Genomic DNA, 25,280 nt, shown 5'->3' with positions numbered 1-25,280 from the left:
CCCTGTTGACTCGGCCCATGGGGCCGCCCCGATAAGGGATGCGGTCAAGCAATGACGGGGTGATTCATGGGTTCCTCGACTGAGTTTCTGAACGCATCCGATGCCGCGAGCCGGCTCGGCGTTTCCGCCAAGGCGCTGCGGCTCTATGAGCAGCGCGGGCTGATCGTGCCGGTGCGCACGGCGGCGGGATGGCGAACATACGGGCCCGAGCAAATGGCTCGGGCCGGCGAGATCGTGGCGATGCGGGCGCTGGGACTGAGCCTCGCGCAGGTGCAGCGGGTGCTGGCGGGCGATCCGCGCGGGCTCGAGGCGTCGCTCGCGGCGCATCAGGGCGTGCTGGAGGGGCGGCTGCAGCAGTTGGCGGGAATGCTCGACCGGGTGCGGCAACTGCGCGAGAGTCTGTCGCGTGGCGAGGTGCCGGGGACGGGCGCGCTGGCGGAGTTGCTCGGGGCCGAGGCGCCGATCAGCCTGTCGTTCGAACTGCCGTGGCCGTGGGGCGGCGAGACGTTCGAACTGCGGCAGATCAAGCCGCTCAGCTACATCATCGGACCGCTGGGCAGCGGCAAGACGCGGCTGGCGCAGAAGCTCACCGAAGCACTGCCGGGTGCGCTGTTCCTGGGTCTCGACCGGCTGGTGGATGGCGTGGCGGCGGAGGCGCGGATGGACGCCGATGCAGCGCTGCGCGAGCGGGTCGAGCGGACGCTCGGCTGGCTGATCGAGGATGGCGCATCGGCGTCCGACGCGCTGACGGCGCTGGTCGCCGGGCTCGAGGCCGCGTGGCCGACGGTGCTGGTGATCGACATGCTCGAGCAGGGGCTCGAACAGTCGTCGCAGGAGGCGGTGGTCGCGCATTTGAGACATCGCGGGCCGGGGGCGCGACCGGTGTTTGCGATGACGCGGTCAAACGCCGTCCTCGATCTCGCGGCGGTGGGACCGGACGAGGCGATCATCCTCTGCCCGGCGAACCACAGCCCGCCGACGCTGGTGGCGCCCTATCCCGGGGCGACCGGCTATGAGGCGGTGGCGACATGCCTTGCGACGCCCGAAGTGCGGGCGCGCACCGAAGGCATCATCGCCACGCGGCCGCAGGTGGCGTGAGATGCGGCAGGATGGGACGGTCACGCCGTTATCTCCGGGGGCCTCATCGGGGGGGCGGGACATTTCCGGTCCTAGAGACGAGCCTGGTCGGAGACCCGGGCCGCGCGCCGGCCGCCGATCCTGGTGAGGAGAAAGGCGGGCTCCTCAGCGTGTTGCGCTGGTTCATCGCGCGGCGTCGCGCCGACGCGCTGCTTCGGCGCACGCTCCGACCGTACCGCCGCAGCGGAGTCGCCCCGCTGTCGTCCCGGGTGCTAAGCGATATCGGGCTGCCGCCGGATTTCCGGATGTAGGGCACAACAGCAAACGGCGAAGTGGGGCCGGGCGCAACGATCATCACGGGCCAGATACAGCCTGGCCTGGGCGCCAGCCTGTATGCGCTAAGTTATGGTCGTGCCCCATCCACCGGCTGTCATCCCAGCGAAAGCTCAGGGACCCATCTACCCACTTGCGCTGCGATGTCGGACGAGGGCAGAGCCCTCGCCGGGGGTTTGGGTCCCTGCTTTCGCAGGGATGACACCGAGTTTGGGGCGCCGTCTGTAGGACTGCCGAGTGGCGCGGTTCAGGCAGCCGGCTTCACCGGCTCGGCCACCTGGCCAGTGGCGACGTGGAGCCGGTTCCAGAGGTTGACGAGGCCGAGTGACAGCACCATGGCGGCCAGCACCGGCTCGTCATAGTGGCGGCGGGCTTCGTTCCAGACCTCGTCGGGCACCGGATCGGCGCGGTCGTCGAGGCGGGTGACGGCCTCGGTCAGCGCCAGGGCGGCCCGCTCGGGTTCGCTGAACCACGGCGTGTTGCGCCATGAGGCAACCGAGATGATGCGATCCTCCGAGGTCTCGCCGGCGGCACGGGCGAGGCGCGGGTGGAGGTTGACGTTGTTGCCGTCGCCGTTGATCTGGCTGGCGCGCAGATGCATCAGCTCGAGCAGGGCCAGCGGCAGGCCGGGGACGGCTTTGCTGGCCTTGCTGAGGGCGACGAGGCTGTCCATGGCGCCGGGAACGGCGAAGGCGGGGTGGGCGATGCGGGGCATTTCGGGTTTCCTTGGGTGATGACTGAAGCGGACGGCCCCTCCCTCGCCATTCGAGCGTAGCTCTCATGGCCTTCTCACCTCAAATCGCTCCACCGGAGCGATTTGCCCTACGGGACGGCTCGAAGTCCCCCACAATGGGGGAGGTGAAGAAAGAGGGCTGCCTGGCTAGGCAGCGGCTTTCCAGGCGCCGGCGATCTGGCGGGTGGCGGCGTTGAGGCGGTTCCAGATGTTGATCATGCCGATCGAGAGGACGAGCGAGGCCAAAGCCGCGTCGTCGAAATGGGCGCGGGCTTCGTCCCAGATGGCGTCGGGCACCGGATCGGCGCGGTCGCTGAGCCGGGTGACGGCTTCGGTCAGGGCCAGTGCGGCGCGCTCAGGGGCGGTGAACCACGAGGTTTCACGCCAGGCCGAGACGGCGATGATGCGGCGGTCGGTATCGCCGAGCTTTTTCAGGTCGGCCGCGTGCATATCGACGCAGACGCTGCAGCCGTTGATCTGGCTGGCGCGCAGGTAAACGAGGGCGTGCAACTGGTGCGAGACGGCAGGGTTGGCCTGGGCGGCCTGGCTGATGGCCTGCAGCGCCGACATGGCGCCGGGGACGGCGAAGGCGGGGTTGGTCATACGCGATTGCATTTTGTTGTGCTCCGGTTTTCGTGCTGACGGAGGATTTCCGGCCCGGGCTGTCACACCGGGCCGACGTCGTTCGTCAGTGCTATGACGGAGCGCGATCAGGGAATGTGACGATGGACGACGAGAAAATTCTGGCCAGCCGATTCGAGACGGATCGCAGGCACCTGAAGCGAGTGGCCTACCGGATGCTCGGCTCGATGACGGAAGCCGAGGATGCGGTGCAGGAAGCCTGGCTGCGGCTCAGCCGGTCGGATACCGGCACAGTCGGCAATCTCTCGGGCTGGTTGACCACGGTGGTGGCGCGGGTGTGCCTCGACATGCTGCGGGCGCGCAAAGCGCGGCGCGAGGAGCCGCTGGAGCAGCCGGCGGCTGAGGCGCTGGCCGATGCGGACGACCCGGAGCGTACGCTTGAGATGGCCGACTCGCTGGGGGTGGCGCTGCTGGTGGTGCTGGAGACGCTGCCGCCGCCGGAGCGGGTGGCGTTCGTGCTGCATGACATGTTCGACCTGCCGTTCGAGGAGATTGCGCCGATCGTCGGGCGCTCCACCGATGCGGCGCGGCAGCTGGCCAGCCGGGCGCGGCGACGGGTGAAGGGCGGCAGCGACACTATCGAGCCGAGCCGGGAGCGGCATCGCACGGTAGTGGAGGCGTATCTGAGGGCCTCGCGGAGCGGCGATCTCGCGGCCCTGCTGGCGGTGCTCGACCCCGAGGTGGTGCTGCGCGCCGATGCCAGTGCGGTACCGGCAGGGGTGGCGCTGGTGGCGCGGGGCGCCGAGGTGGTGGCGCGCCGCGCGCTCACCGGCTTCATGCCGGAGGCGCAGCTGGCGCTGGTCAATGGCGCGATGGCCGTGGTGGTGCTGCGCGATGGCGCGCCGTTCCGCGTGCTGCGCTTCACCGTCAGCGGCGAGCGGGTGACCGAGATCGAGGTGCTGGCCGATACCGACCGGCTGGCCGGGCTCGCGGTCGTGCCGGCTTAGGCAGCCCGCTTCAGGCCATCGAGGGCGATGCCGAGGATGCGGTCGCGCTGCTCTTCGGTGGTGGAGCCGATGCCGGCAATGCCGGCAACCAGCCGGACGACATCGTCGATGGCGACATCGGGGCGAACCAGCCCGGCGGCCTGGGCGCGGCTGAGCAGCGGCGCGCCGGCCTCGTAGAGCCCGAGGCGGCAGGCCTTAAAAGTGTTGCTGTCGCGGTTGAGCCCCTCGACCAGCACGCGCTTGGTGCCGACATAGGTGACGAAGCGGCGGAGCCAGGCGAGCAGCGCCTCCCAGGGCTCGAGGTGATCGACTTCGCCGGCGGCATTGCACACCGCCTGTACTTCCTCGAGGTAGACGCTTTCGACCAGCGCCTCGCGGGTGGGGAAGTTGCGGTAGAGCGTGGCGATGCCGACATCGGCGCGACGCGCGATCTCCTCGAGCGGCGCCTCGGTGCCCATTTCGGCAAAGCTCTGACGCGCCGCGGCGATCAGGCTGTCATAGTTGCGCCGGGCATCGGCGCGGCTCGGACGCCGCTGCACCAGTTCCGCGAGGGTTGTCGTCATAGCACTTTCTTTCGGCGGGCTATTGCCAGCACAAACTGATTCCGCTAAACGGAGGAACCCTCCACTTATATGGAGGCTTCCTCCAGTACATAGCCAATCGCAACGGACAATCCAAGCCGGAACTGCCGTTTTGCGAGACAGGATCATTATGTCCAACGTCCAATCCACAAGCAGATCTGCCACAAGCAGATCTGCGTCACCCAAATCCGCGTCGCCGAGCCTCACCTTCCTGGTGCTGGCGGTCGGCGCCGCATCGTTCGCAATGCTGCAATCGCTGCTGGCGCCGGTGCTGCCGACGCTGCAGAGCGAACTCAATACCAGCCAGAGCGCCGTTTCCTGGGTGCTGATCGCCTGGCTGCTGTCGGCGGCGGTGGCGACGCCGATCCTCGGCAAGGTCGGCGACATGATCGGCAAGGCAAAGACGCTGGTGCTGGCGCTGGCCGCCATCGGGCTCGGCAGCCTGATCGCGGCGCTGGCGCCCAGCATCGAGTTGGTGATCGCCGGACGCATCGTGCAGGGGCTGGGTGGCGCCATCGTGCCGCTGTCGTTCGGCATTATCCGCGACGAGTTTCCACCGGCGCGGGTGCCTTCGGCAGTGGGGATCCTCTCGGCGGTGATCGCGGTGGGGAGCGGCGTGGGCACCATTCTCGCCGGGCCGATCGTCGACCTGTTCGGCTGGCACGGGCTGTTCTGGGTGCCGCTTGCCGTGGTGGCGATAACGGCGACGCTGGCGCAGTTCTTCGTGCCCGAATCGCCGGTCAAGGCCGGCGGCACGATCAACTGGTTGGCGGCCGCGCTGCTCGCCGCCTGGCTGATCGCACTGCTGCTGCCTTTGAGCCTTGGGACACGCTGGGGATGGGGTTCGCCGGCGGTGATCGGGTTGTTCGCACTGGCAGTGGTGCTGGCGGCGGCCTGGGTGACGGTCGAGGTACGCTCGTCCAACCCGGTGATCGACATGAAGATGATGCGGCTGCCGGCAGTGTGGACCAGCAACCTCGTGGCGCTCTTATTCGGCGCGGCGATGTTCGCGGTATGGGTGTTCCTGCCGCAGCTGATCCAGGTGCCGAGTTCGGCCGGCTACGGCTTTGGTGCGACGGTGAGCGAGGCCGGCTGGGTGATGCTGCCGATGCTGGTTTCGATGGCGGTCGCCGGCGTGTTCAGCGGCCGGCTGGCCCGGGTGGTGCCGTTCAAGCTGCAGCTCGCCGGCGCCTCGGCGGTGATCGCGCTCTCCTGCGTGGCGCTGGCAATGCTGCATGCCAGCATCTGGGAGGTGGCGGTGATCAGTGGCGTCTACGGCATCGGGCTGGGGCTCGCCTATGCGGCGCTGACCAGCGTGATCGTGCAGAACGTGCCGGCCAGCCAGACCGGTACGGCGATCGGCATGAACGCCAATATCCGCACTATTGGCGGGGCGATCGGCACGGCGGTGATGACGGCCGTGGTGACGGCGCACCATACGGCCGATGGCGTGCCGGAGGAGGCCGGGTTCGTTACCGGCTTCCTGCTGTTCGCCGGCGTCGCGGCGCTCGCCATGGTGGTGTCGCTGCTGATCCCCGGGGCGCAGCGGCAGCAGGCGACTGCCGTGCTGGCGCCGGCGGAATAAGGCGGCGAGGCCCCGGCGCTACTTGATGACGGTGAAGCCGAGCTTCAGCTTGTCGTTCATTTCGAGGGTGATCGGGGCCATCTCGTCGCTGGCGGTCGAGACCCAGAGTTTGGCGATCGGCAGTGGATAGCCCATGTGGCCGATGAACCAGGCGACGGTACCGTTGGCGAGGTGATCCTCGACGACCCAGTCGGCGAGCTGCTTATCGGCGCTGTGCACGGTGAGACGCGCATCGACGGTGAGGTAGCGCTCGCTGCCGGCGAGGAAAATGATGGCGCAGACCGAGTGGCAGGCGTCGGTGATCATGGTGTCGAGGCGGTGCTCATAGACGTGCTTGGCGATGGCGAGGCCATCGTCGGCCGAGCCGCCGGCGGAGCGCAGCCACACGCCCGTCGTCGACGGGTGCTGCTTGAGCAGTTTGACGAACTTCCACCAGTCGCCGACCGCGATGTCGCCGGAGAGCTCCAGGTAGGACTGCCGGCCCTCGGGCCTGTCGACATCGATGATCGAGAGTTGCGCGGGGAGCGCGGCTCCCATGGGGATCGACAGCGCCGTAAGAAGGGAGAGAACGAGGGCCGGCAGGGGTTGCATGGTTTCGTCGTGCCCGAAGTGGACCGCGCCATAGCAGCAGAAGGGGCGGCGGTCCGCATGACGCAGATGCGCTACTTCAGTGGCGCGGGGCGAGGCTTGCCACTAAGGCGACCAGCGCCGATTGCCGCTGTACGCCGGCCTTCTCGAGCACGCCGCGCATCTGGTTGCGGGCAGTGTGAAAGCTGACACCGCGCCGCTCGGAGAAGCTGCGCACCGAGCCGCCCTCGAGCAGGTGCCGGCAGAGCGCCGTCTCCGCTGGAGACCAGCCATAGCGCTCCGCGGCGCTTTCCAGTGCGTCCCCCAGCGGCGAGGTGGAGCGGCGCAGCATCAGGATCGCCGTCGGCAGGCCTTCGAGCAGAACAAGCAAAGGCGGCTTGACCGGCGCCTCGCCGGAAACGAACGGGAAGAGTTCGGCGACGAGCGGCGCGGTATCGGTTCGGATGGTGATCGGCGCGCCGGGGCTGGTTGTTCCGTGGGTGATGGCGGCCAGCGCGGCCTCGAGTGCTTGTTGCGCCGACTGGTCGGGCAGGGTGATGCGACCATCGGCGGTTGCGATGGCCCTGGTGCCCTCCAGCAGCCGCTCTGCCGCGGCGTTGGCAAAGGTGATGCGACCGGTGGGATCGAGGAGCAGGGCCGCCTCCGGCACCAGTTGCAGGGCATCCTGATAATGCTGGCCGACGCGGGCGCCGGCGAGGCGGCGCGACAGCTGGAATGAGGCCTGGACGTGCGGGCCGATGGCTTCGAGCAGGCCGAGCAACCGGGCCTCCAGGCTCTCGAGATCGCGGAAGCGGACATTGCATGAGAGGCGCAGGAAGCGTTCGCGATCGCGGAACAGCGTAACGCCGGCGCCGGTGCCGATGTCGTCCTGCGGCCGGATCCAGTCATTGTAGAACTCGGTGCGCTTCAGCACGCCCGGCTCCAGGAGGATCTGCGAATGGATCACCGCCCCGACCGGGACGCGTGCCGCCTGTGCGTTCCATGGGTTGCGAGCGGCGAAATGCTGCAGATACGACGAGTGATGATCGGGGCTGTAATTGTGGGTCAGGAAGCCAAGATTGACGTTGCGGGCCGTGTCGTGCCCATGCAAGGCGATCCATGATCGACCGATCAGGGTCGAAAGATCGGCGAGAAACTCCGACCATCTGGCGCGATCGAGGCCGGCGGAATAGACACGGCGAACCAGAACGCCATAACTTTCTTCGGCAATGTCGAGCAACGGGATATCCTGTCCCTCTGGTGACTGTCTTTGCTGACAATCGACCATTTGATTTGGCGGTCAAGTGCAGTATTCAAATCCAGCTGCTGCGAGCGAACAGATTCTGCGGAGTTGATGCATGAATGTTGCACGGGTCAAGACACGGGCCGGCGTCGTGGAGACTATCGATGCGGGTTCGGGTGCGCCCGCGGTGCTGTTGCTGCACGGAAATTCGGGGCACAAGGAGGTGTTCTCGCGACAGGTCGAGGCGCTGTCACCACACTATCGCGTAGTGGTGCCGGATCTGATCGGACACGGTGGATCGGAAGACGCCAGCGAGCCGGGACGCGACTACACGCTTGGCGGGCATGCCCAGTACCTGGCCGAACTGGTGGCGGCCATGGGGATCGGACCGGTCGTGGTGGTCGGCACCTCGCTGGGTGGTCACATTGCGCTGGAGCTGGCGGCGCAACTCCCTGATGCTCGCGGCCTGATGCTGGTTGGCGCTCCACCCTTTGCCAAGGACACGGCAAGCCTGACCGGGGCGTGGCTACCCGGCCCCGCCATCGAACTGTCGGGCAAGGCGGAGTTTGGTGAGGCTGACGTCGAGAGGTTCATTGCGGCCCATGCGATCGACAGCCCCGAACTCGCCGAAGGGTTGCGCGGGGCGATCCGGCGCGCCGATGGGCGCAGCCGCACCACCGTGGTGGGGGCGCTGCTGGGGGAGCAGGCGGCCGATCAGCGCGAGCTGGTGCGGAGCGCTGCCGTGCCGATTGCGGTGGTGAACGGCGGCGATGACAGCGCCGTCAACCTGGAGTTCGTCGAGGCGGCGCCCTATCGCCGGCTGTGGCGCGGCCGGGCGTTCCGCATCGCCGGCGCAGGACACATGCCGCAGGCCAGCCACCCCGGCGCGTTCAACGATCTGTTGGCGGCATTCGTTCGCGACTGCGCCGGTTGAGGCGGGCGCAATAGGGCGGAAGTTCTGCTTTCTCCCTGATGGCGGAGCCGCTACAGAGGCTCCGTATTTCATTTGAGGAGCATCCGATGAGCATCACCCGTTACCAGCCCGGCAAGCGCATGAGCCAGGCCGTGGTCCACGGCAACACCGTCTATCTCGCCGGGCAGGTGGCGACCGACTATAACGGTTCGATCGAGAAGCAGACCGGCGAAGTGCTGGCGGCGATCGATAAGCTCCTGGCCGAAGCCGGCAGCAGCAAGTCCAAGGTGCTGTTCTGCCAGGTGATCCTCAACAATATCGGCGACTTCGCCGCGATGAACACCGTCTATGACGCCTGGATCGACCCGGCCAACCCGCCGGCCCGCGCCGCCATCGAAGCGCGCCTGGCGCACCCGTCGCTGAAGGTCGAGATCATCGCCGTGGCGGCGAAGGACTGAGTGCTGCGGCCTTGTCCCTCCCCCTTGTGGGGAGCCGGACGAGGGCGGGCCGCCCTCGCCGCGGGGTAGCGAAGCAGGACTTGGCGCGGCCAAGTCCGTTGCGTAGCTGGTGGGGGAATTCCACGCGCGGAGCGTGCGGCCACCCCCACCCTTGATCCCTCCCCACAAGGGGGAGGGAGACGACTGAAACTACTTCGCCTTCTTGGCAGGCACCGCGGCGCGCGGCTTGGTGGCAGCCTTCTTGGCGGGTTTGGCCTCGGCGGCTTTCGCCGCTTTCACCTTCACCGGCTTGGCCTCTTTCGGCGGTTTCGATTTCACCGCGGCCGGGATGGCGCCGGGGCTTTTGCCCTTGCCGGCCTTGGCGACACCGTTGGCGGTCGCTTCGGCGAAGGCCTTGGTGGCCTCCTGGTGGGCCAGCGTCCAGTAGTGGTCGTGCTTGCCGTCGGGGCGCCCGTCGGCTTCCCACAGGTAATAGGCGCGCTGGCGGACGGCGTCTTCGCTGACCATCGCGGCGGAGTCGGCTGGTTTCGATTTGGCGGGCATTGTCATTCCCCGAGCCAGGGGCGCGACCGGGATGGCGCGCCAACCCTAATGCAGACCAGATGAGCCTAGCAGCGACACATGACGAGGCGAAGGGGCCTCGATGCAAGTGAGCTATGAACGACATTGGCGCCGCACTTGCCAATACGTGGCCCAGCTGGGCCGCTTCCGAGATCGCGAGCGGGCGGCTAAGGTCCGGCCTGAAATTTGCGGAGTTCAGCCATGAGCCGATCGTTCGACGCCATCGTCATTGGGGGTGGGCAGGCGGGGCCGTTCCTTGCGGCGCGACTGGCCGGCGCCGGGCAGCAGGTGGCGCTGATCGAGCGGCGGCATATGGGCGGCACCTGCGTCAATGACGGCTGCCAGCCGACCAAGACGCTGGTGGCGAGCGCGCGGGTGGCGTGGCTGGCCCGGCGGGCGAGGGATTTCGGCGTGGTGACCGGGCCGGTGAGCGTCGATATGGCGGCGGTGAAAGCGCGCAAGGACAAGGTGGTGCTCGCCTCGCGCCAGGGGCTCGACGACTGGATGGGCGCGACCGAGGGGCTGGAAGTGTTTCGCGGTTCTGCGGCGTTCGTTTCGCCTGACGCGGTCGAGGTGAACGGCGAAGTGCTCACGGGCAAGCAGTTCTTCCTCAATACCGGGGCGCGGCCGGTCGTGCCTGATTGGGCGGCTGATGTGCCCTATCTCACCAACAGCTCGATCCTCGAGCTCGACACGCTGCCAAAGCACCTGCTGGTTGCCGGCGGCTCCTATATCGCGCTGGAGTTCGCCCAGATGTATCGGCGGTTCGGGGCCGAGGTGACGGTGCTGGCCCGCAGTTCGCGGCTCACCGCCAAAGAGGACGAGGACGTCTCGGCGACCATCCGCGATATTCTCGAAGCCGAGGGGATCCGGGTGATCACCGGTGCCAGCTGCATGGCGGCGGAGCGGCGCGGCGACGGGGTGGCGGTCAGCTACCGCCGCGGCAGCGAGGCGGTGGAAGGCAGCCACCTGCTGCTGGCGCTGGGCCGAGTACCCAATGTCGAGGATCTCCAACTGGAAAAGGCGGGTGTGGCGCTTGACGATGACGGCTATATCGCGGTCGACGACAAGCTCCGCACCAACCAGCCGCATATTTATGCGCTGGGCGATGTGAACGGGCGCGGCGCCTTCACCCATACCTCGTACAACGACTTCGAGATCGTCTCGCAGAACCTGCTCGATGGCGCCGACCGCAAGGTGAGCGAGCGGGTGCCGGCTTACGCACTCTATATCGATCCGCCGCTCGGACGGGCCGGGATGAGCGAGGCCGAGGTCCGGGCCTCGGGCAAGAAGGCGCTGGTGGCGGTGCGGCCGATGACCCGGGTGAGCCGGGCCAATGAACGGGCGGAGAACCTGGGGTTCATGAAGGTGTTCGCCGATGCCGAGACGCGGCAGATCCTCGGCGTGGCGCTGCTCGGGATCGAGGGCGACGAGGTAATGCAGTCGCTGCTCGAGGCGATGGCGGCCGGCGTCGATGTCGACACCATCATCCGCACTATGCACGTCCATCCGACGGTGAGCGAGCTGGTGCCGACGCTGCTGGCGGACCTCAAGCCACTGCTTTAGTGACGGCTGCCATCTGGCGATCAAAATCGGCGCGCCAAATTGACTCTTCAACGACCCGAATCAATGGTGGGGGCATGGGAGAGGCAGCACTCAGCGATACGGTGATCTCGTTCCGCCTCAAGCGGGCGGAAGAGTTCGCGCGGCAGTGGAAAATCAACGCCAAGCGGCTGCAGAGCCTCGCCAACAACCCGCAGACGCCGGACTCGGTGCGGGCCGACGCGCTGGGCGAAGCGCGAACGGCGGCGGGGATCGTCGGGCAGCGGGCCACCGATCTCACCGAACTCGCCAAGCAGCGCGGGTTTTCAGCGTGGGAGTCGGACCCCAAAGTGGCGCCGCTGGTGGTGGAAATCCGGGCGGTCGAGCACGCGCTGAGCTATGCGGCGGATGCGCTGAGCAAGTAGGCCACGCTGCGGCTCCACTGCCCAGCCAGCAACTCCGGGTCGGCGCTTAGGCCCGACTGATAGAGACGGCCCCTCCCGGCCTCCCCCATGAAGGGGGAGGTGAAGAGTCGAGGCTCTGTCTTCGATCATGCAAAACACACCGGCGGGGCACCTCCCCCTTCATGGGGGAGGATGGGAGGGGGCCGTCTGCCGGCGGTCAGTCGCCTCCCGCCACGCGGGTGGGGGAGCAGTCTCATTGCCCCATCTGAATTACAGCGGCCTTGTCTGGGAGGTCGACCGGGGGCATTTCGGAGAAGCTGAGGGCGCCGGGGTCGCCGATGGTTTCGGCGCCTTCGCCGCCGCCGCTGGCCTGGCGGTTGGCGTTGCCGTCGGTGTTGATGGCGCCCTGGCCCTGCTGCTGGGCGGTCTGGGCCGCATTGGCCTCGGCATTACCCGTGGCGGCGAACTGGCCGAGCACCTTGCCACCGCCTTCGATCTGCTGCTGCGCGGAGGCGACCTCGGTGGCGATTTCCACCTTGTAGGGCACCTCAAAAGCGCGGGGCGGGCCGATGACGATCTGGCGGTCGTCGACTTCCTCGACCCAGAGGTAGATGGCGCCGGGCAGGTTGCCGAGCTTGTCGGGCTCGACGATGCGGGTGGCGAGGAGGCCGAAGCGCTTGGGCAGGTCGTCCGAGCTGGCCCAGCCGACGAGCCCGGTCATGGTGAAGTAGAGCACGATCACCCCCGCGAGCGTCACGACGATGGCGCCGGCCTTGATCCACCATTTCCACAGCGAGGTGAGGTTGAGGCTCAGGAGCAGCAGTGCCAGGACGAGGAACAGCGCGACTGCACCGGCAATGACCAGCGGGCTCATTTGCGGACCGCCTGGATCAGTGAGACCGGCACGGTGTTGATGCCGCTGACGGTGCCGTCCTTGTCGAGGCTGAAGCGCACCACGGTCTTCTCGTCGCCTTTGTGATCGAGGACCAGCGTGTCGTAGTAGACCACCGACAGCTTGGGATTGATCTTTTCGACCTTCACCGTCACCGGCACCGCGGCAGCGCTGGGGTTGGTGAAGTGGTAGACGTTGATGGTGTAATCGCCCGGCAGGATGCCGCGGATGGTCACCGTCTCCTGGTTCAGCGCGATGTGGTGGGTGACGCCATTGACGGTGACTTCGTCGAGATAATTGCCGCGATCGTCGCGATCGAGAGTGACGAAACCCTTCTGCATCGAGTGGTACCAGACGACGTTGCCGGTCGGGTCCTCGACATAGGTGTCGATGTCGTCGTCGTTATCATCGGGCCAGGTGGTGGTGATGATGAACTCGGCATTGGTGTCGATGATGCCCGATTTGGCATCCGGCCGGATCAGCGCGAAGGCGACGAACACCATCATGGTGAAGCCGAGCAGCACGTTGAACAGGATGTCGGTGAACGGGACGAAGGTGCCGTCGTCGCCCTCGGCGCCGGTGAAGAGGCTAGGCCCGTCCATCGTGGCTCCGCTCGATCGCCGGGACGACATAGATCTCGGAGACTTCGGCGATCCCGGAGAACAGCTCGCCGATGGCGGCATCGAGCTGGAAATACTGGAACTTCAGGATCAGCGCGGTGGCGATACCGGCGACGGTGACGTTGAGCGCCACGGCCATGCCGCCGGTCATCCCACTGAGTGCGCCGCGCAGCGTGTCGGCCTCGAACGAGGTGAGGCCGGCGATCGGGATCAGCATCAGGATGAAGCCGATGGCGGTGCCGAGCAGCGCCAGGCGCAGCAACCCTTCGGAGACGAACAGCCCGAGCTTTTCCCGGGCCCGCAGTTTATCGGCGACCGAGCGCAGCAGCAGCGTCTGGTCGAGCTGGCCCTTGCCGCGGATCTCGGCCTTTTTCACCAGGTTGCCGACATGGGTGGTGAGGACGCCCGGCTCGAGCAGGGTGCCGGCGCCGGTCAGGACGTTGTTGCCGGCGAGGCGGAAGCCCGAGGCGCCCTCGGCTTCGATCACGGCGCGGGCCCGGCGGGCGGCGATCAGCTCGCGGCTGATGTCGATCGCCTGCACCAGGCAATGGAGGCTGGTGATGAGGAAGATGGCGAAGATCAGCAGCGAAATGCGGGTGTGGTCGGAGGCGAGCACCGAGCCGAGGAAGCCGAGCTGCCACAGCGTCACGAGGCCAATCGCCACCAGCACGTTGACAATCAGCCAGCGCAGCACCGGGTTGTAGTCACGCCTCTCGATGGGCGGTCCGATGACCGCCGCCTTTACGTCGTCCAAGACCCGTTCCTCCACACCCGGTCGGCTCGCCTCGTTCGGGACGGGGAGCGCGATGCTTCAGGTTGCTGCCACCGCTAGCATGGCCGGCCAATCGCCTCTGCCTATGCATCGCATTGGAAATGCCAACGACGCTGAAGCCGCGACAAAGTGACGATTGCTGCGCGACGCGGCTGCGTTCAGGCTGTGGCCGAAAGCTATGAGGTGGCGGGCAGTGACGGAGTGGCGTGAGCATAGCTATCGGCGGCTGATCGATGCGGAGACGCATGCGCGGCCGGTGCTGGGGATGACCCCGCCGATCCGCATCCGGCGGCTGGCGTTTATGAGCGCCGATGGCGGCAGCGACCTGAGGGCGCTGCACGGCCAGATGGCGGTGGTAGCCGGGGTGGCGCCGGAAGGGCCGGCCTGGGCGCGGCAGCTGGCCTTCAGCCGCGATGGGCGGCAGGTGACGTGGGAACTGCACAACGAGTTCGCCACCATGACCTGGAGCGGCGCGGCGGACGACTGGGACGCCAAGCCGACGGGAATCGGGCTGGAGCTGCACGAGAAGCTGCTGCTGGTGTTCGCCACCCGCATCGACGTGATGCCGACCGACACGATCGAAGCGGCAGCGCTCGCCGGGTTCAATCCGCTCAGCCTCTGCTACTCGTCGATCTTCGATGATGGGGCGCAGGCGGCGACCGACTTCCATCTCGACGCGGACGGCTTCACCCGCTTCGAGGTGGCGGCGGGGCGCAGCGGCGAGTTGCGGATCGGGGTGATCGTCAGGCGGCTTTTGGAGATCGAAACCTATCGGACGATGGCGCTGATCGGGTTGCCGCTGGCGCGCGAAATGGGCGGTCGGGTTGCGACTTACGAGAACCAGCTGGCGGCGATCATGCAGCAGGTCGGGCAGGGCGGGGATACCGCCGAGGACCACCAGCTGTCGCTCGAGGCGCTGCATAAGCTCAGCGTCGATATCAGCCGCACGGTCGAGGAGACGAGCTTTCGCTTCGCCGCGACGCAGGCCTATGGCGAGGTGCTGGCGGAGCGGCTGACGCGGCTGCGTGAACACGCCATCGGCGAGTTCACTACCATCGAGCGGTTCCTCAACAACCGGGTGCAGCCGGCGCTCGCCACCTGCAAGGCGATGGAGAAGCGGCTGAGCGGCCTGACCGAGAAGGTGCGGCGCTCGATCTCGCTGCTCGACGCGCGGATCACCTTGTCGATCCAGACGCAGAACCGCTCGGTGCTCGATGCAATCAGCCAGACCGGCCGCAGCCAGTACCGGCTGCAGCTGACGGTCGAAGGGCTGTCGATCATCGCCATCTCGTATTACGCGCTGGGGATCCTGGGCTATATCTTCGAGGGGCTGCACGAGGTGCTGCCATTCACCAAGGGCGAGATGCTGGCGGTGTCGGCGCCGGTGGTGGTGCTGCTGGTGTTTCTGGGCATCCGGAGGTTGCGGAGCCGGCATTCGTGAGGCCAGGTTGGCAAACCACCGGTGGGCGGGGATGGTTGCGGTCCCTCACGGTAAGCAAGCAGCATGCCACTGGGACTGACCGAGGTCGCGGCGGCTGGTACACTCCGCCCCTGCGACGTGCGGTCGCTTGACTTGCAACCTTACGGGCCGCCAGAGATTGCCCATGTGACTAAGCCCGCGTGTCGTACGGCGGCTGTTTGGAGGAACGTTATGAAAGTCCTGGCTCTTGGTTTGGTGGTATCGGCCCTGCTGACAGGTTCGGCCTTTGCCCAAGGCGATGCGGCGGCCGGCGCCAATGTGTTCAAGAAGTGCGCGTCCTGCCACGCGGTGGGCGAAGGCGCCAAGAACAAGGTGGGGCCGGAGCTCAACGAGCTGTTCGGCCGCGTCGCCGGCACCGCCCCTGATTTCAAGTATTCCCAGGCGATGACCGATGCGGGCGCCGGTGGTTTGGTGTGGTCGTCCGAGACGCTGCACCAGTTCCTCACCAAGCCCAAGGACTTCGTGAAGGGCACCAAGATGAGCTTCCCTGGGCTCAAGGAGCAGGCCGACCTCGATAATATCGTGGCCTACCTGCAGACCTTCTCGACCGCTCCGGCCGATGCTGCGGCGCCCGCCGAGCCGGCTGCTCCCGCGGCGCAGTAAGTCGAATCTGACAGCGTTATCAACGCCCTCTCCGGAAACGGGGAGGGCGTTTCTGCGCACCCCGCAAATGGGGGGTATGCGACCTTATATTGCCTTATCGAATGTGTCGTATTGTGATGACATAAGCGCCCACCATTCAGGGCCACAATGGATATCACCCTCAAGCAGATGCAGATCTTCCGCGCCGTGGTGATCGCAGGATCGATCACCAAAGCGTCGCGGCGCGTCGGGCTGAGCCAGCCTTCGATCAGCCAGCAGCTGGCCAAGCTCGAGGAGCGGCTGGGCACGCAGCTGATCAATCGCAACCGCACCGGAACGGTCAGCCTGACGCCGTCGGGCGAGTATTGGTTCAAGTTCTCCGACGAGGTGCTCAGGAAGTTCGACCAGGCGATCGACGAACACGAGAAGCGCTATGTCGATAACCGGGTGTTCCTCAGGATCGGGCTGTCGCCCACGCTGCGCGGGCGGTTCCTGTCGGCGGCGGCGCGCATCGCCAGCGACGAGCAGGGCTTTGCCAAGTTCGAGGTGAGCTATGCCACCACCAGCAGCGAGCTGGTGGAGCAGTTGCGGCTGCACCAGCTCAACTGCGTGATCGTCAACGACGAAGCGCTGGCCGAGGACCGCTCGAGCTTTGCCACGGCCTTGCTGTTCCGCGATCCGATGGTGCTGCTGGTGCCGGCGGACCTGCCGGGCGGCATGCTGGAAAAGGCGCTGACCAAGGGGGTGAAGGCGTCGCAGCTCGATGCCTCGCTCACCCGCTATGTCGAGATCAGCGCCAATGTGCCGATGCGTCCGGTGTCGGACGCCTGGTATCGCTCGAACCTGCCCTATGCGACGCCGGCCTTCTCGGCGATGACCTATGTGGCGGCGACCGATATCGTGGCGGAGGGCCTCGCGACGACGCATGTGCCGCTGTCGCTGTTGCCGAGCCTCCCCAACTCGGTGCGGGCGCGGCTCAGGGTCTATACGCTCAGCGGCATGGACCGCTCGATCGTCCTCGCCATGCCCAAGCACCTGATGACGCTGCCGGGCTATGCCAATATCTTCAAGCGGCTGACCGACTTCTGCCGGCACGAGTACGCCCAGAACGTCCCTGCGGACAGCGTATTGGAGCTGCCGACGCCGGAGCGGGCTCGGCTGGAAAAGGAACTGGTGGGCGGGCGGGTAACCGCCGGGGTGCAGCAGAATTTCCAATAGATGACATAGGCAAACTCCCCCGCGCATCGGTCTTATGTGGCGCCAGTGTGCCAAACAAGAACGATCCTGAAGGGGGAGACCAATGCACCTGAAACACCTGATGTCCGCCATGTTGGCTGGCAGTATGCTGGTCCTGCCGGGGCTGGCCCTCGCTGCGGATGTGACCGCCGCGCGGCTTTCCGCCGCGGGCAGCGAAGCGGAAGCCGGCAACTGGCTGATGGTGCATCGCACCTATGACGCGCACCGCTATTCACCGCTCAGCGAAATCACTCCCGAGAACGTCTCGGGCCTGAAGCTCGCCTTCGCGGTGCCGCTCGGCGGCTCGGAGCCGGCCGGGTTCGGCGCCGGCTCGATGGAAGCAACGCCGCTCGCCAAGGACGGCTTCCTCTACATCTCCGACCCCTGGGGCACGCCCTACAAGATCGACGCTTCGGACGGCAAGCAGGGCAAGACCGTGTGGGTCGGCGATACCGGCGTCGACAAGGACCCGAGCCGCGGCATCCTGCTCGCCTCGCGCGGCCTGGCGCTGGTCGACAACCTGGTGATCACCGCGCTCAATGACGGTCGCGTCATGGCGTTCGACGACGAGACCGGCGACGTGGTGTGGGACCAGCAGGTCGGCAAGGAGCCGGGCGAAGGTTTCACCAATGCGCCGCTGGTGGTGAAGGACAAGATCCTCGTCGGCCAGTCCTATGGCGACTGGGCGACCCGCGGCTGGGTGGCGGCGCTCGACGCCAAGACCGGCGAAGAAGTCTGGCGCTTCTACACGGTTCCCGAGCCCGGCCAGCCCGGCTCCGAAACCTGGTTGTGCGACCAGTCGGGCAACCCGGACTGCTGGAAGACCGGCGGCGCGGCGGCCTGGGTGACGGGTTCGTATGATGAAGCCAGCAACGTGACCTATTGGGGCACGGGCAACCCGGTGCCGATGTACGATCCGGAATATCGTCCGGGCGACAACCTCTATTCCAACTCGACCGTGGCGCTCGACGCCGATACCGGCGAGCTGAAGTGGCACTTCCAGTATACCCCCGGCGACTACATGGACTATGACGAAGTCGGCGCCCAGCTGCTCGTCGACGCCAAAGTCGACGGCGAAGACCGCAAGGTCCTGGCGCATTTCGGCCGTAACGGCATCTTCTACACGCTGGATCGCACCAATGGATCGTTCATCGCGGCCAACCCCTATGTGTCGAAGCTGAACTGGACCAAGGGCATCGACCCCAAGACTGGCAAGCCGGTTGAGTATGATGCGTCTAAGCCGCTCCAGGTCTATGCCAATGGCACGATGCGTCGTGGCGGCGAGACGGTGAATACCTGCCCGAACATCCAGGGCGGCATGAACTTCTGGCCCCCGGCGGTCGACTCGACCTCCAACATCGCCTACGGCGCCGGCATTGAAGGCTGTTCCGACCTGACCATCGAAGTGCGCGCTCCCGAAGACGTGGTGCCCGGCGCGACGACTTTCGCGGGTGGCGCGGCGGCGGCTTCCGGCGCCCAGACCGGTTCGATCTTCGCCTTCGACGTCACCACCGGCAAGCAGGTCGCCAGGATCGAGCGTCCGTATCCGAACTATGCCGGCGTGATGACCACGCCGGGCCTGGTGTGGACCGGCGAGATGGATGGCACCTTCGGCGCCTATGACGCCAAGACGCTCGAGCAGAAGTGGTCGATCAACATGGGCGGCACGTTCAGCGCTCCGCCGATCGCCTTCAAGGTCGGCGACAAGGAGTATATCGCGATCGCGGCCGGCGGCAGCGCCGTGACCACCTTCGGTTACCCCGAGCTCGCCAACCGTCCCGCGGCCAACGTGCTCTACGTGTTCGCGCTCTGACAGCGGCCCGCGACCATCCCCAAGCTAACGATGCCGGGCGGTTTCCTACCGCCCGGCACAGCTCATTGAAGAAAGAAGAGTTCCTCAGATGTCGCTCCTCAACCGCAAATCCCTGGCGCTGCTCGTCGCGGCCGGCCTCATCGCGGTCACCCCGTTGGCGCTCCATGCCGCGCAGCCGCCGGCCAACGCCCCGGCAGCAGAGACTGCCGCTCCCGCCGAGGCGCCGGCGGCCGATGCCGCGGCGGTCGAACTCGATCCGCTGCTGGCCGGCGCCGACATCAACCGCGGCGTCGTAGTTTATGGCAGCAAGGGCGGCAACTGCGTCTCCTGCCATGGCTGGGACGGTAATGGCCTGGGCAAGAACCCGCGCTCGGAAGGCGCCGCGGCGCTGCTGCGCGACTCTGGCCTCGATGCGCAGGGTTTCATCGAGATCATCAGCTGCGGCATACCGGGCACGCCGATGCCCTATCACGATGCCTCGGCCTATAAGGACGACCGCTGCTACGGCATGACCAAGGCCGACTTCGAGGAAGGCCAGATGCCTCACAAGGGCAAGTCGCTGAAGAAGGAAGATATCATCAGCCTCGTCGCCTACATCCAGACCCACATCCAGGGAAAGCCCAAGGCGACCTACGAGGATTGCGCCTTCTATTTCGGCGCCTCGGCCGAGAAGGCCTGCGCCTTTTTGAAGAAGTAAGCGATGCGGCTCGGCCTGCTGCGACTTTGCCTTGGTGTGCTCGGCGCGCTGGCGGTGACCCCGCCGGCGCTGGCGCAGTTCGACGCCAACCTCGTGCCGAAATACACCATCTGGGACATCAAGTTCGGGTTGCCCGTCAGCCAGATCCCGCCGGCTGAAATCGCCGAGATCGCCTGCGGCACCAATGGCGGGCCGCCCTCGACGCCGCTCAAGGATTTCTCCGAGTTCGAGAAGTGCCCGGCGGAACAGAGCGGGCTGCACGAGGTGTATTTCACCAATGACGACGAGGCCGACTACATCGCCAAGGCGCTGGAGACCGAGTATCGCGTCATGCAGGGCGGCAACTCGATCTATGCCCATCCGGTGGTGTTCTCGGTGCTGATCGACGCCGAGGGGATAGCGCGCGGCATCCGCGTCGTCACCGACGAGCGGGCGGCGGACCGCGAGCGGCGGGTGGCGATGACGCTGTCGCGCAACCTCAAGTCGCGTTATGGGCGCTGGGCGCAGAGCTGCGAGGACCTGCCCCCGGCCGACGGGCAACTGCCGGTGGGCAAGATCTTCGTGCATGAGATCTGCACGGCGGACAGCCCGGAGGGAGACGCACGGATGCGGCTCGAGGCCACCTATTTCCGCAAGAAGGGGCAGACCTCGATCAACCTCGAGACCCAGCAGGTCAACAAGAACTACTTCCAGTCAGCAACGCGGCTCGAGGTGGTGCAGAAGCCGTACGAGCCGGATACGAGGCCAGTACGATGAGGAGAGACCCGATGCGCATGGGGCTGTTGGCGTTGCTGGTGCTGGTGCCGGGTGCAGCCTTGGCCAGCCCGGCGGACGAGCTGCGGAGCGGCGCCCGCACCGAGTGTCGCGGGTGCGATCTGAGCAATGAAAGCTTCAAGAAGCTCGACCTCAGCGGCGTTGATCTAAGCGGGGCCAACCTCAGCAATGCCAGCTTTCACCGCGCCACCCTCAAGGGCGCCAAGCTCAGCGGGGCAATGGCGGAGGGGGCCAACTTCAACCTCGCCGATCTGAGCCGCGCCGACTTGAGCGGCGGGCATTTCAAGGACGCGATGTTCTACGAGGCGCAACTGTCCGGCGCCAAGCTTGGGAGGGCCGACCTCACCGCCACGCGCATGCAGCATGCGCGGCTGACCGGCGCTGACCTCCGCGGCGCCGATCTCGACTGGGCGGTGATGAAGGAGGTGCGGCTCAACAATGCCGACCTCACCGGCGCCTCGCTGGAGCGCACTAATTTCGAGAAAGCGAGTCTCGGCCGGACGAAATTCGACGGCGCCACCATTACCAGCGCCGGGTTCCTGCAGGCGACGGCGGCGGGAGCCAGTTTCGCGGACGCCAAGGTGTCGCAGACCGACTTTTACGGCGCGGCGCTCGATAATGCCGATTTTGCCGGCGCGGTGCTGAGCGACAACCGCTTCACTCGGGCCAGGCTGAAGCTCGAGCAGTTTGCCGACGCGACGTACACACGCAATATCCTGCCGGACGGGCGGGTGCAGGGGGCGGAATGATGCATGGGAAACTGAGCCTTGCCGCGTTGGCGCTGATCTCGGCGGTGTCGGGTGCTACGGCGCAGGAAGTGGTGAGCGGGGCGGCCAAGGTGGTCGATGCCGATATCGTCATGGTGGAAAAGCAGCGGGTGATCCTCTGGGCGGTGGACGCCCCGGAGCGGCCGCAGAAATGCTTTGTCGGAGACCTCCTGTGGGATTGCTATGGCGCGGCGCGGCAGGCGCTGGGCGAGCTGATTGCCTCGGGCGAAGCCAGCTGCACGCTGACGCCAGGCGAGCCGGACAAGTTCAACCGGCGTTACGGAGTGTGCATATCGGCGGGCAAGGATATCGGCGCCGAGCTGGTACGGCTCGGTATGGCGCGAGCCTTCGTCGAGCAGGGCGACGATTACTTGGCTGAGGAGGCGGAAGCCAAGGCGGCGGCGATTGGGGTGTTCCAGCCGGGGGCGAAGATCGATGCGCCGTGGGAGTTCAGGAAGACCGATCCGCGGAATTATAGGTAGGGCTGCCGCATGATGGGCCGGCGCGCGCTGACCCCCACCCCTGTCCCCTCCCCGCAAGGGGAGGGAGACCCTCACACCGACATTGCAGCACGCGTCTCCCTCCCCCTTGCGGGGAGGGATTAAGGGTGGGGGTCCACAGCCACCAGCGGTAGCAGTTACTCCACCACAGCCACCGGCTTCACCCCGGTCAGCGCGATATAGGCATCCGCCAGTGTCTCCGTCCCTGCCGGGGCGATGATCTCCGCCGGTGTGCCCACCCGGATGATCTTGCCGGCAACGATCAGGGCGATGCGGTCGGCGTGTTCGACTTCCTCGACCAGGTGGGTGGCCCACAGGATCGAGGTCTGGTGTGTATCGCGCAGCCCGCGGATGTGCTGGCCGAGCAGTTTGCGGGTGCTGGGGTCGAGGCCGACCGAGGGCTCGTCCATCAGCAGCAGCGAGGGCATGTTGAGGGTAGCGCGGACGATCTCGATGCGGCGCTGGTTGCCGCCCGAAAGGGTGCGGACCGGTTTGTCGATCAGTTCGGTGACGGCGAAGAACGCCGCGGCGCTGTCGATGCGCTCGTTGAGCAGCTTGCCGGAGAGGCCGAACAGGTTGCCGTGGAATTTGAGGTTGGCGCGAACGCTCATATCGAGATCGAGCGAACGCGACTGGAACACCACGCCCAGCTGCTTGAGGATCTCGGAGGCGTTGTCCTTGTAGCCCATGCCGAACAGCCTGACCGCGCCGCCATCGGGGGAGAACAGGCCCGAGCAGATCTGGAACAGGGTGGATTTGCCGGCGCCGTTGGGGCCGAGCAGGCCGACGATCTCGCCCGGGGCGATGTCGAGTGAGACGCCCTTCAGGGCTTCGTGGCTGCCATAGGACTTTCTCACATCGGTCAGGGTGAGGACGGGATCGGTCATGGCAGCTGATGCTCCCCGGTGCCGACCGAGGCGGCGATCTGGTTGGCGATGGCCTCGCGCTGCTCGCGGCTGCGTTGGCCACGCGGGATATCGAAGCGGTAATCGGCGGCGATGCGGGCGGGGCGGCCGCTCAGCACAATGGCGCGGTCGGCGAGCATCGCCGCGTCCTCGGGCAGGTGGGTGACCAGCAGCACGGTGGGGCGGCTCGCCGCGATCAGCCCGAACAGCACCTCCTCCATCTCGCGCACCAGCGTGCGGTCGAGCGAGACGAAGGGCTCGTCGAGCAGCAGGAGACGCGGATTGACCGAGAAGGCGCGAGCCAGCGCGACACGCCGCTGCATGCCGCCCGACAGCTCGTGCGGGAAGTAGTGCTCGAAACCGCTGAGGCCGACCCGGCCGAGCATCTCGATGGCCTCGGCCTCGGTGGTTTGGGGGCGGACGGCGCGGATGTTGTCGTTGGCCGTGAGCCAGGGGAGGAGACGGGCATCCTGGAATACGAACCCTGCGGGAGGGGCAGCGGCAGCTGGCGTCCCGTCGACACTGATGTTGCCCGAGAACAGCCTGTCGATGCCGCCGACCATGCGCAACAGGGTGGATTTGCCGACGCCCGAGGGGCCGACCAGCGCCACCACCGAGGAGGGCTCGACCATGAGCTCGAAGCGCTCGAGCAGCGGCTCGGGCAGGAAATCGAAGCGCTTGCCGGCGATGGCGATATCGAGACGGGGACCACTCATCGCGGCTGCCGCCATTTCAGCACCCGGCGCTCGAGCGGCCGGAGGATCAGGTACTCGAAGACGAAGACCACCAGGATGAAGGCGGTGGTGTAGGCAAAGATCCCCTTGATGTCGAAGAACTGGAAGAACACCGAGATGCGGAAGCCGACGCCGCCATCGGAGCCCAGCACCTCGAAGACGAGGACGATCTTCCAGATCAGGCTGAGCCCGGTGCGCGCCGCGGCGAGGACGAACGGCATCAGCTGCGGCACGGCGATCAACCGCAACTGGCGCAGGAACGGCATGCGGAAGGCGCGGCCGAGATCGTCATAGGCGGGATCGAAGCTGCGCACCCCCTCGCGGATGGTGGCAATGACCAGCGGCAGCTTGTTGAGCACCACGGCAAGGATCAGCGCGAACTCGGTGAGGCCGAGCCAGATATAGAGCACGATGGCGATGACGATCGCCGGGACGTTGAGGCCGACCACCACCCAGGCGGAGAACAGCCGGTCGGCGACGCGCGAGCGGCCGAGCCCGATGCCGATGGCGGTGCCGAGCGCCATCGCGATGACGAAGGCGATGACGGCGCGGGTCAGGGTCTTGCCGAGATCGGGCAGGAGCTTTCCCGTCGTTGCCAGCGTCCAGACATGGGCGCCGACGTCGATCGGGGTGGGGAACAGGCGCGACGGGAACAGCATGGCGAGGATCTGCCAGGCAGCCAGCAACAGTAGCAGGCTGACGAGCTCGAGGGGGATGCCTCGTCTCGCCGCGCGCTGCTGCTGCTTGTCAGGGATTACGGCTGCGGTCCTGCCGTCGCGCAGTTCAACGGCTATTTGCGATAGCCTTTCCAGAAGGTGCCGTCGGCCAGTTCGGTCGAGTCACCGACGACGTCGGGGCCGCCGAACTTGGCCATGACGGCGAAGGATTCTTCGGCCGGCTGCATGCTGGAGGCGGCGTATTTGGTGACGATGCCGGCGCGGTAGTCATCGCGCAGCTGGGCGAACAGCTTGTCGTCATCGCCGACATTCATCACGTCGCGGATCTTGTCCCACAGTGCATCGTCGGTGAGCAGCGCGTTCTTGGTCTCGAAGCTGGCATCGAGGAAGCCCTTGATGGCGGCCTTCTTGTCGCGACCGGTCTCGTCGAAGAAGGCCCAGCCGAGCAGCGGCGGGGTTTCGGAGACGCCGAGATCGGCGAGCATCGTGGCGACCGAGATCAGCTCGGTCTTCCCCGCCAGCTTGGCGCGCGAGTTCCAGTTCCAGAGGTTGAGCGCCGCCTGGGCCTGGCCGCCGGTGATCAGCTCGTTGACCAGCGGCGGAGCGCCGAACTTGGCATCGGCATCCTCGGTGAGGTTGCCGCCGGTCAGCTTGTTGTAATAGGCGGCGAGGATGACATAGCTCTTGTCGACCGGGCTGCCGGAGACGGCGAGGGTCTTGCCCTTGAGATCGGCGACGCTGGCGATGCCGGCGGCGGGATCGACCATCAGCCCGCCGACGGTCAGCGAGTGCGGCACCATGGTGACCATGTTACCCTGGTGGCGCTGGATCGAGACCCAGACGAAATCGGACAGGATAACGTCGACCTCTTTGGCCTGCAGGGCGATCTGGCCGGCCTTGCTGTCAGCGACGTCGCGGATGTCGAGTTTCAGGTGATGCTTCTTGTCGAGCTCGAGCGCCTGCATGGCGGCCAGCTCCCATTTCACCGTGCCGGTGGCCTGCACGCCGAGCGACAGTTTTTCCGGCTCGCCATGCTGGGCGAAGGCACCGGAGGTGAAGCCGATCGCGAGGGTCATCCCCAGCAGAGCGGCCTGTAGAATTTTGCGCATGGTTCCTCCCTGGTAACGCGAGAATAGCAGTGGTGGGTGCAGCGCTAGCACCCGGGATCATTGGGCTTGGCTATATCATGTATTGCGGCTGGCGGGTTGCTGGTGCGTGTCGGGACAGCAGATTGTAAATTGCGAT

General features: G+C 66.6%; 28 protein-coding genes. 15 read left to right on the top strand and 13 right to left on the bottom strand.

Annotated elements, in window-relative coordinates; translation table 11 throughout:
• The first annotated feature begins 66 nt into the window (after positions 1–66).
• Positions 67–1,098, top strand: a complete 1,032-nt coding sequence (locus ASC89_RS01220) for a MerR family transcriptional regulator (protein ID WP_055874965.1) — start codon at positions 67–69, stop codon at positions 1,096–1,098.
• A gap of 559 nt (positions 1,099–1,657) precedes the next feature.
• Here ASC89_RS01220 and ASC89_RS01215 read toward each other — a convergent pair.
• Positions 1,658–2,125 carry a carboxymuconolactone decarboxylase family protein gene (locus ASC89_RS01215; protein ID WP_055874967.1) on the bottom strand — a complete coding sequence of 156 codons (468 nt, stop codon included), beginning with the start codon at positions 2,123–2,125 and terminating at the stop codon, positions 1,658–1,660.
• A gap of 165 nt (positions 2,126–2,290) precedes the next feature.
• Positions 2,291–2,758: a carboxymuconolactone decarboxylase family protein gene (locus ASC89_RS01210; protein WP_055993998.1), complete on the bottom strand. Its 468-nt coding sequence runs from the start codon at positions 2,756–2,758 to the stop codon at positions 2,291–2,293.
• A gap of 110 nt (positions 2,759–2,868) precedes the next feature.
• On the opposite strand from ASC89_RS01210, the gene ASC89_RS01205 reads away from it, so the two are divergent.
• Positions 2,869–3,732: a sigma-70 family RNA polymerase sigma factor gene (locus ASC89_RS01205; RefSeq protein WP_055993996.1), complete on the top strand. Its 864-nt coding sequence runs from the start codon at positions 2,869–2,871 to the stop codon at positions 3,730–3,732.
• Here ASC89_RS01205 and ASC89_RS01200 read toward each other — a convergent pair.
• A complete protein-coding gene (locus tag ASC89_RS01200) occupies positions 3,729–4,295 on the bottom strand; it encodes a TetR/AcrR family transcriptional regulator (protein WP_055874973.1) in 567 nt (188 codons plus the stop codon). The genes ASC89_RS01205 and ASC89_RS01200 overlap by 4 nt on opposite strands.
• A gap of 148 nt (positions 4,296–4,443) precedes the next feature.
• Here ASC89_RS01200 and ASC89_RS01195 point away from each other — a divergent pair, with 148 nt between their 5' ends.
• Positions 4,444–5,898 (top strand): MFS transporter, encoded by a 1,455-nt coding sequence (locus tag ASC89_RS01195; RefSeq protein ID WP_055874976.1) that lies wholly within the window; start codon positions 4,444–4,446, stop codon positions 5,896–5,898.
• An 18-nt stretch (positions 5,899–5,916) separates the two neighbouring features.
• Here the strand turns inward: ASC89_RS01195 and ASC89_RS01190 are convergent, their stop codons facing one another.
• Both ASC89_RS01190 and ASC89_RS01185 read right to left on the bottom strand, forming a co-directional pair.
• On the bottom strand, positions 5,917–6,489 hold the full coding sequence (locus ASC89_RS01190; RefSeq protein ID WP_156384452.1) for a hypothetical protein: 573 nt from the start codon (positions 6,487–6,489) through the stop codon (positions 5,917–5,919).
• Between the two features lie 76 nt (positions 6,490–6,565).
• On the bottom strand, positions 6,566–7,705 hold the full coding sequence (locus ASC89_RS01185) for a PAS domain-containing protein (protein ID WP_055993992.1): 1,140 nt from the start codon (positions 7,703–7,705) through the stop codon (positions 6,566–6,568).
• 118 nt (positions 7,706–7,823) lie between these two features.
• On the opposite strand from ASC89_RS01185, the gene ASC89_RS01180 reads away from it, so the two are divergent.
• Together ASC89_RS01180 and ASC89_RS01175 are read left to right on the top strand one after the other, a co-directional pair.
• Complete coding sequence (locus tag ASC89_RS01180) at positions 7,824–8,642, top strand: alpha/beta fold hydrolase (protein WP_055874986.1); 819 nt, start codon at positions 7,824–7,826, stop codon at positions 8,640–8,642.
• Between the two features lie 86 nt (positions 8,643–8,728).
• Positions 8,729–9,079: a RidA family protein gene (locus tag ASC89_RS01175; RefSeq protein WP_055874989.1), complete on the top strand. Its 351-nt coding sequence runs from the start codon at positions 8,729–8,731 to the stop codon at positions 9,077–9,079.
• A 189-nt stretch (positions 9,080–9,268) separates the two neighbouring features.
• Here ASC89_RS01175 and ASC89_RS01170 read toward each other — a convergent pair whose 3' ends face one another.
• Complete coding sequence (locus ASC89_RS01170; protein ID WP_055874992.1) at positions 9,269–9,622, bottom strand: DUF2934 domain-containing protein; 354 nt, start codon at positions 9,620–9,622, stop codon at positions 9,269–9,271.
• A gap of 219 nt (positions 9,623–9,841) precedes the next feature.
• Between ASC89_RS01170 and ASC89_RS01165 the strand changes: the two genes are divergently transcribed.
• Positions 9,842–11,206, top strand: a complete 1,365-nt coding sequence (locus ASC89_RS01165; RefSeq protein WP_055874995.1) for an FAD-containing oxidoreductase — start codon at positions 9,842–9,844, stop codon at positions 11,204–11,206.
• A 74-nt stretch (positions 11,207–11,280) separates the two neighbouring features.
• The gene (locus ASC89_RS01160; RefSeq protein WP_055874998.1) at positions 11,281–11,607 is read left to right on the top strand and encodes a hypothetical protein; all 327 of its coding nucleotides are present in this window, start codon (positions 11,281–11,283) and stop codon (positions 11,605–11,607) included.
• Positions 11,608–11,839: 232 nt separating this feature from the next.
• Here the strand turns inward: ASC89_RS01160 and ASC89_RS01155 are convergent, their stop codons facing one another.
• The 3 genes from ASC89_RS01155 to ASC89_RS01145 are packed head-to-tail and all read right to left on the bottom strand — an operon-like array spanning position 11,840 to position 13,852.
• Positions 11,840–12,460: a hypothetical protein gene (locus ASC89_RS01155; RefSeq protein WP_055993988.1), complete on the bottom strand. Its 621-nt coding sequence runs from the start codon at positions 12,458–12,460 to the stop codon at positions 11,840–11,842.
• Positions 12,457–13,080, bottom strand: a complete 624-nt coding sequence (locus tag ASC89_RS01150; RefSeq protein WP_055875004.1) for a hypothetical protein — start codon at positions 13,078–13,080, stop codon at positions 12,457–12,459. The genes ASC89_RS01155 and ASC89_RS01150 overlap by 4 nt, the downstream gene beginning before the upstream one ends.
• Positions 13,067–13,852, bottom strand: coding sequence for a hypothetical protein (locus ASC89_RS01145; protein ID WP_055993986.1), 786 nt, complete (start codon positions 13,850–13,852; stop codon positions 13,067–13,069). The genes ASC89_RS01150 and ASC89_RS01145 overlap by 14 nt, the downstream gene beginning before the upstream one ends.
• 211 nt (positions 13,853–14,063) lie before the next feature.
• Between ASC89_RS01145 and ASC89_RS01140 the strand changes: the two genes are divergently transcribed.
• The 8 genes from ASC89_RS01140 (at position 14,064) to ASC89_RS01105 (ending at position 21,701) form a co-directional block, all read left to right on the top strand.
• Positions 14,064–15,311 (top strand): DUF3422 family protein, encoded by a 1,248-nt coding sequence (locus tag ASC89_RS01140; protein ID WP_055993984.1) that lies wholly within the window; start codon positions 14,064–14,066, stop codon positions 15,309–15,311.
• 210 nt (positions 15,312–15,521) lie between these two features.
• On the top strand, positions 15,522–15,953 hold the full coding sequence (locus tag ASC89_RS01135; protein ID WP_055875014.1) for a cytochrome c family protein: 432 nt from the start codon (positions 15,522–15,524) through the stop codon (positions 15,951–15,953).
• Positions 15,954–16,100: 147 nt separating this feature from the next.
• A complete protein-coding gene (locus ASC89_RS01130; RefSeq protein WP_055993982.1) occupies positions 16,101–17,150 on the top strand; it encodes a LysR family transcriptional regulator in 1,050 nt (349 codons plus the stop codon).
• A gap of 82 nt (positions 17,151–17,232) precedes the next feature.
• Complete coding sequence (locus tag ASC89_RS01125) at positions 17,233–18,981, top strand: PQQ-binding-like beta-propeller repeat protein (protein ID WP_055875020.1); 1,749 nt, start codon at positions 17,233–17,235, stop codon at positions 18,979–18,981.
• A gap of 88 nt (positions 18,982–19,069) precedes the next feature.
• Complete coding sequence (locus ASC89_RS01120; protein WP_055993980.1) at positions 19,070–19,678, top strand: c-type cytochrome; 609 nt, start codon at positions 19,070–19,072, stop codon at positions 19,676–19,678.
• A 3-nt stretch (positions 19,679–19,681) separates the two neighbouring features.
• The gene (locus tag ASC89_RS01115) at positions 19,682–20,434 is read left to right on the top strand and encodes a hypothetical protein (protein ID WP_055993978.1); all 753 of its coding nucleotides are present in this window, start codon (positions 19,682–19,684) and stop codon (positions 20,432–20,434) included.
• An 11-nt stretch (positions 20,435–20,445) separates the two neighbouring features.
• On the top strand, positions 20,446–21,201 hold the full coding sequence (locus ASC89_RS01110; RefSeq protein ID WP_055993976.1) for a pentapeptide repeat-containing protein: 756 nt from the start codon (positions 20,446–20,448) through the stop codon (positions 21,199–21,201).
• Positions 21,198–21,701 carry a thermonuclease family protein gene (locus ASC89_RS01105; RefSeq protein ID WP_055993974.1) on the top strand — a complete coding sequence of 168 codons (504 nt, stop codon included), beginning with the start codon at positions 21,198–21,200 and terminating at the stop codon, positions 21,699–21,701. Before ASC89_RS01110 ends, ASC89_RS01105 begins: the two co-directional genes overlap by 4 nt.
• Before the next feature lie 155 nt (positions 21,702–21,856).
• Here the strand turns inward: ASC89_RS01105 and ASC89_RS01100 are convergent, their stop codons facing one another.
• From ASC89_RS01100 to ASC89_RS01085, 4 genes are all read right to left on the bottom strand, one after another.
• Positions 21,857–22,606: an ATP-binding cassette domain-containing protein gene (locus ASC89_RS01100; protein WP_055993972.1), complete on the bottom strand. Its 750-nt coding sequence runs from the start codon at positions 22,604–22,606 to the stop codon at positions 21,857–21,859.
• On the bottom strand, positions 22,603–23,340 hold the full coding sequence (locus ASC89_RS01095; protein WP_156384450.1) for an ABC transporter ATP-binding protein: 738 nt from the start codon (positions 23,338–23,340) through the stop codon (positions 22,603–22,605). Before ASC89_RS01095 ends, ASC89_RS01100 begins: the two co-directional genes overlap by 4 nt.
• A complete protein-coding gene (locus tag ASC89_RS01090) occupies positions 23,337–24,044 on the bottom strand; it encodes an ABC transporter permease (RefSeq protein ID WP_200940396.1) in 708 nt (235 codons plus the stop codon). The genes ASC89_RS01095 and ASC89_RS01090 overlap by 4 nt, the downstream gene beginning before the upstream one ends.
• Positions 24,045–24,148: 104 nt before the next feature.
• Positions 24,149–25,144 (bottom strand): ABC transporter substrate-binding protein, encoded by a 996-nt coding sequence (locus ASC89_RS01085; protein ID WP_055993968.1) that lies wholly within the window; start codon positions 25,142–25,144, stop codon positions 24,149–24,151.
• Positions 25,145–25,280 lie beyond the last annotated feature (136 nt).

This window comes from Devosia sp. Root413D1 (genome assembly GCF_001425235.1).
GTDB lineage: Bacteria > Pseudomonadota > Alphaproteobacteria > Rhizobiales > Devosiaceae > Devosia_A.
Note: the sequence above shows the minus strand (reverse complement) of the source record. Positions and strands in the feature narration are given on the sequence as shown.

Coding starts and splice junctions, on each gene's coding strand:
- ASC89_RS01165 (WP_055874995.1), top strand. CDS start 9,842: ATGAGCCGATCGTTCGACGCCATCGTCATTGGGGGTGGGCAGGCGGGG.
- ASC89_RS01110 (WP_055993976.1), top strand. CDS start 20,446: ATGCGCATGGGGCTGTTGGCGTTGCTGGTGCTGGTGCCGGGTGCAGCC.
- ASC89_RS01155 (WP_055993988.1), bottom strand. CDS start 12,460: ATGAGCCCGCTGGTCATTGCCGGTGCAGTCGCGCTGTTCCTCGTCCTG.
- ASC89_RS01150 (WP_055875004.1), bottom strand. CDS start 13,080: ATGGACGGGCCTAGCCTCTTCACCGGCGCCGAGGGCGACGACGGCACC.
- ASC89_RS01215 (WP_055874967.1), bottom strand. CDS start 2,125: ATGCCCCGCATCGCCCACCCCGCCTTCGCCGTTCCCGGCGCCATGGAC.
- ASC89_RS01205 (WP_055993996.1), top strand. CDS start 2,869: ATGGACGACGAGAAAATTCTGGCCAGCCGATTCGAGACGGATCGCAGG.
- ASC89_RS01180 (WP_055874986.1), top strand. CDS start 7,824: ATGAATGTTGCACGGGTCAAGACACGGGCCGGCGTCGTGGAGACTATC.
- ASC89_RS01120 (WP_055993980.1), top strand. CDS start 19,070: ATGTCGCTCCTCAACCGCAAATCCCTGGCGCTGCTCGTCGCGGCCGGC.
- ASC89_RS01115 (WP_055993978.1), top strand. CDS start 19,682: ATGCGGCTCGGCCTGCTGCGACTTTGCCTTGGTGTGCTCGGCGCGCTG.
- ASC89_RS01130 (WP_055993982.1), top strand. CDS start 16,101: ATGGATATCACCCTCAAGCAGATGCAGATCTTCCGCGCCGTGGTGATC.
- ASC89_RS01220 (WP_055874965.1), top strand. CDS start 67: ATGGGTTCCTCGACTGAGTTTCTGAACGCATCCGATGCCGCGAGCCGG.
- ASC89_RS01175 (WP_055874989.1), top strand. CDS start 8,729: ATGAGCATCACCCGTTACCAGCCCGGCAAGCGCATGAGCCAGGCCGTG.
- ASC89_RS01135 (WP_055875014.1), top strand. CDS start 15,522: ATGAAAGTCCTGGCTCTTGGTTTGGTGGTATCGGCCCTGCTGACAGGT.
- ASC89_RS01190 (WP_156384452.1), bottom strand. CDS start 6,489: ATGCAACCCCTGCCGGCCCTCGTTCTCTCCCTTCTTACGGCGCTGTCG.
- ASC89_RS01200 (WP_055874973.1), bottom strand. CDS start 4,295: ATGACGACAACCCTCGCGGAACTGGTGCAGCGGCGTCCGAGCCGCGCC.
- ASC89_RS01195 (WP_055874976.1), top strand. CDS start 4,444: ATGTCCAACGTCCAATCCACAAGCAGATCTGCCACAAGCAGATCTGCG.
- ASC89_RS01095 (WP_156384450.1), bottom strand. CDS start 23,340: ATGAGTGGTCCCCGTCTCGATATCGCCATCGCCGGCAAGCGCTTCGAT.
- ASC89_RS01210 (WP_055993998.1), bottom strand. CDS start 2,758: ATGCAATCGCGTATGACCAACCCCGCCTTCGCCGTCCCCGGCGCCATG.
- ASC89_RS01085 (WP_055993968.1), bottom strand. CDS start 25,144: ATGCGCAAAATTCTACAGGCCGCTCTGCTGGGGATGACCCTCGCGATC.
- ASC89_RS01170 (WP_055874992.1), bottom strand. CDS start 9,622: ATGCCCGCCAAATCGAAACCAGCCGACTCCGCCGCGATGGTCAGCGAA.
- ASC89_RS01100 (WP_055993972.1), bottom strand. CDS start 22,606: ATGACCGATCCCGTCCTCACCCTGACCGATGTGAGAAAGTCCTATGGC.
- ASC89_RS01105 (WP_055993974.1), top strand. CDS start 21,198: ATGATGCATGGGAAACTGAGCCTTGCCGCGTTGGCGCTGATCTCGGCG.
- ASC89_RS01125 (WP_055875020.1), top strand. CDS start 17,233: ATGCACCTGAAACACCTGATGTCCGCCATGTTGGCTGGCAGTATGCTG.
- ASC89_RS01160 (WP_055874998.1), top strand. CDS start 11,281: ATGGGAGAGGCAGCACTCAGCGATACGGTGATCTCGTTCCGCCTCAAG.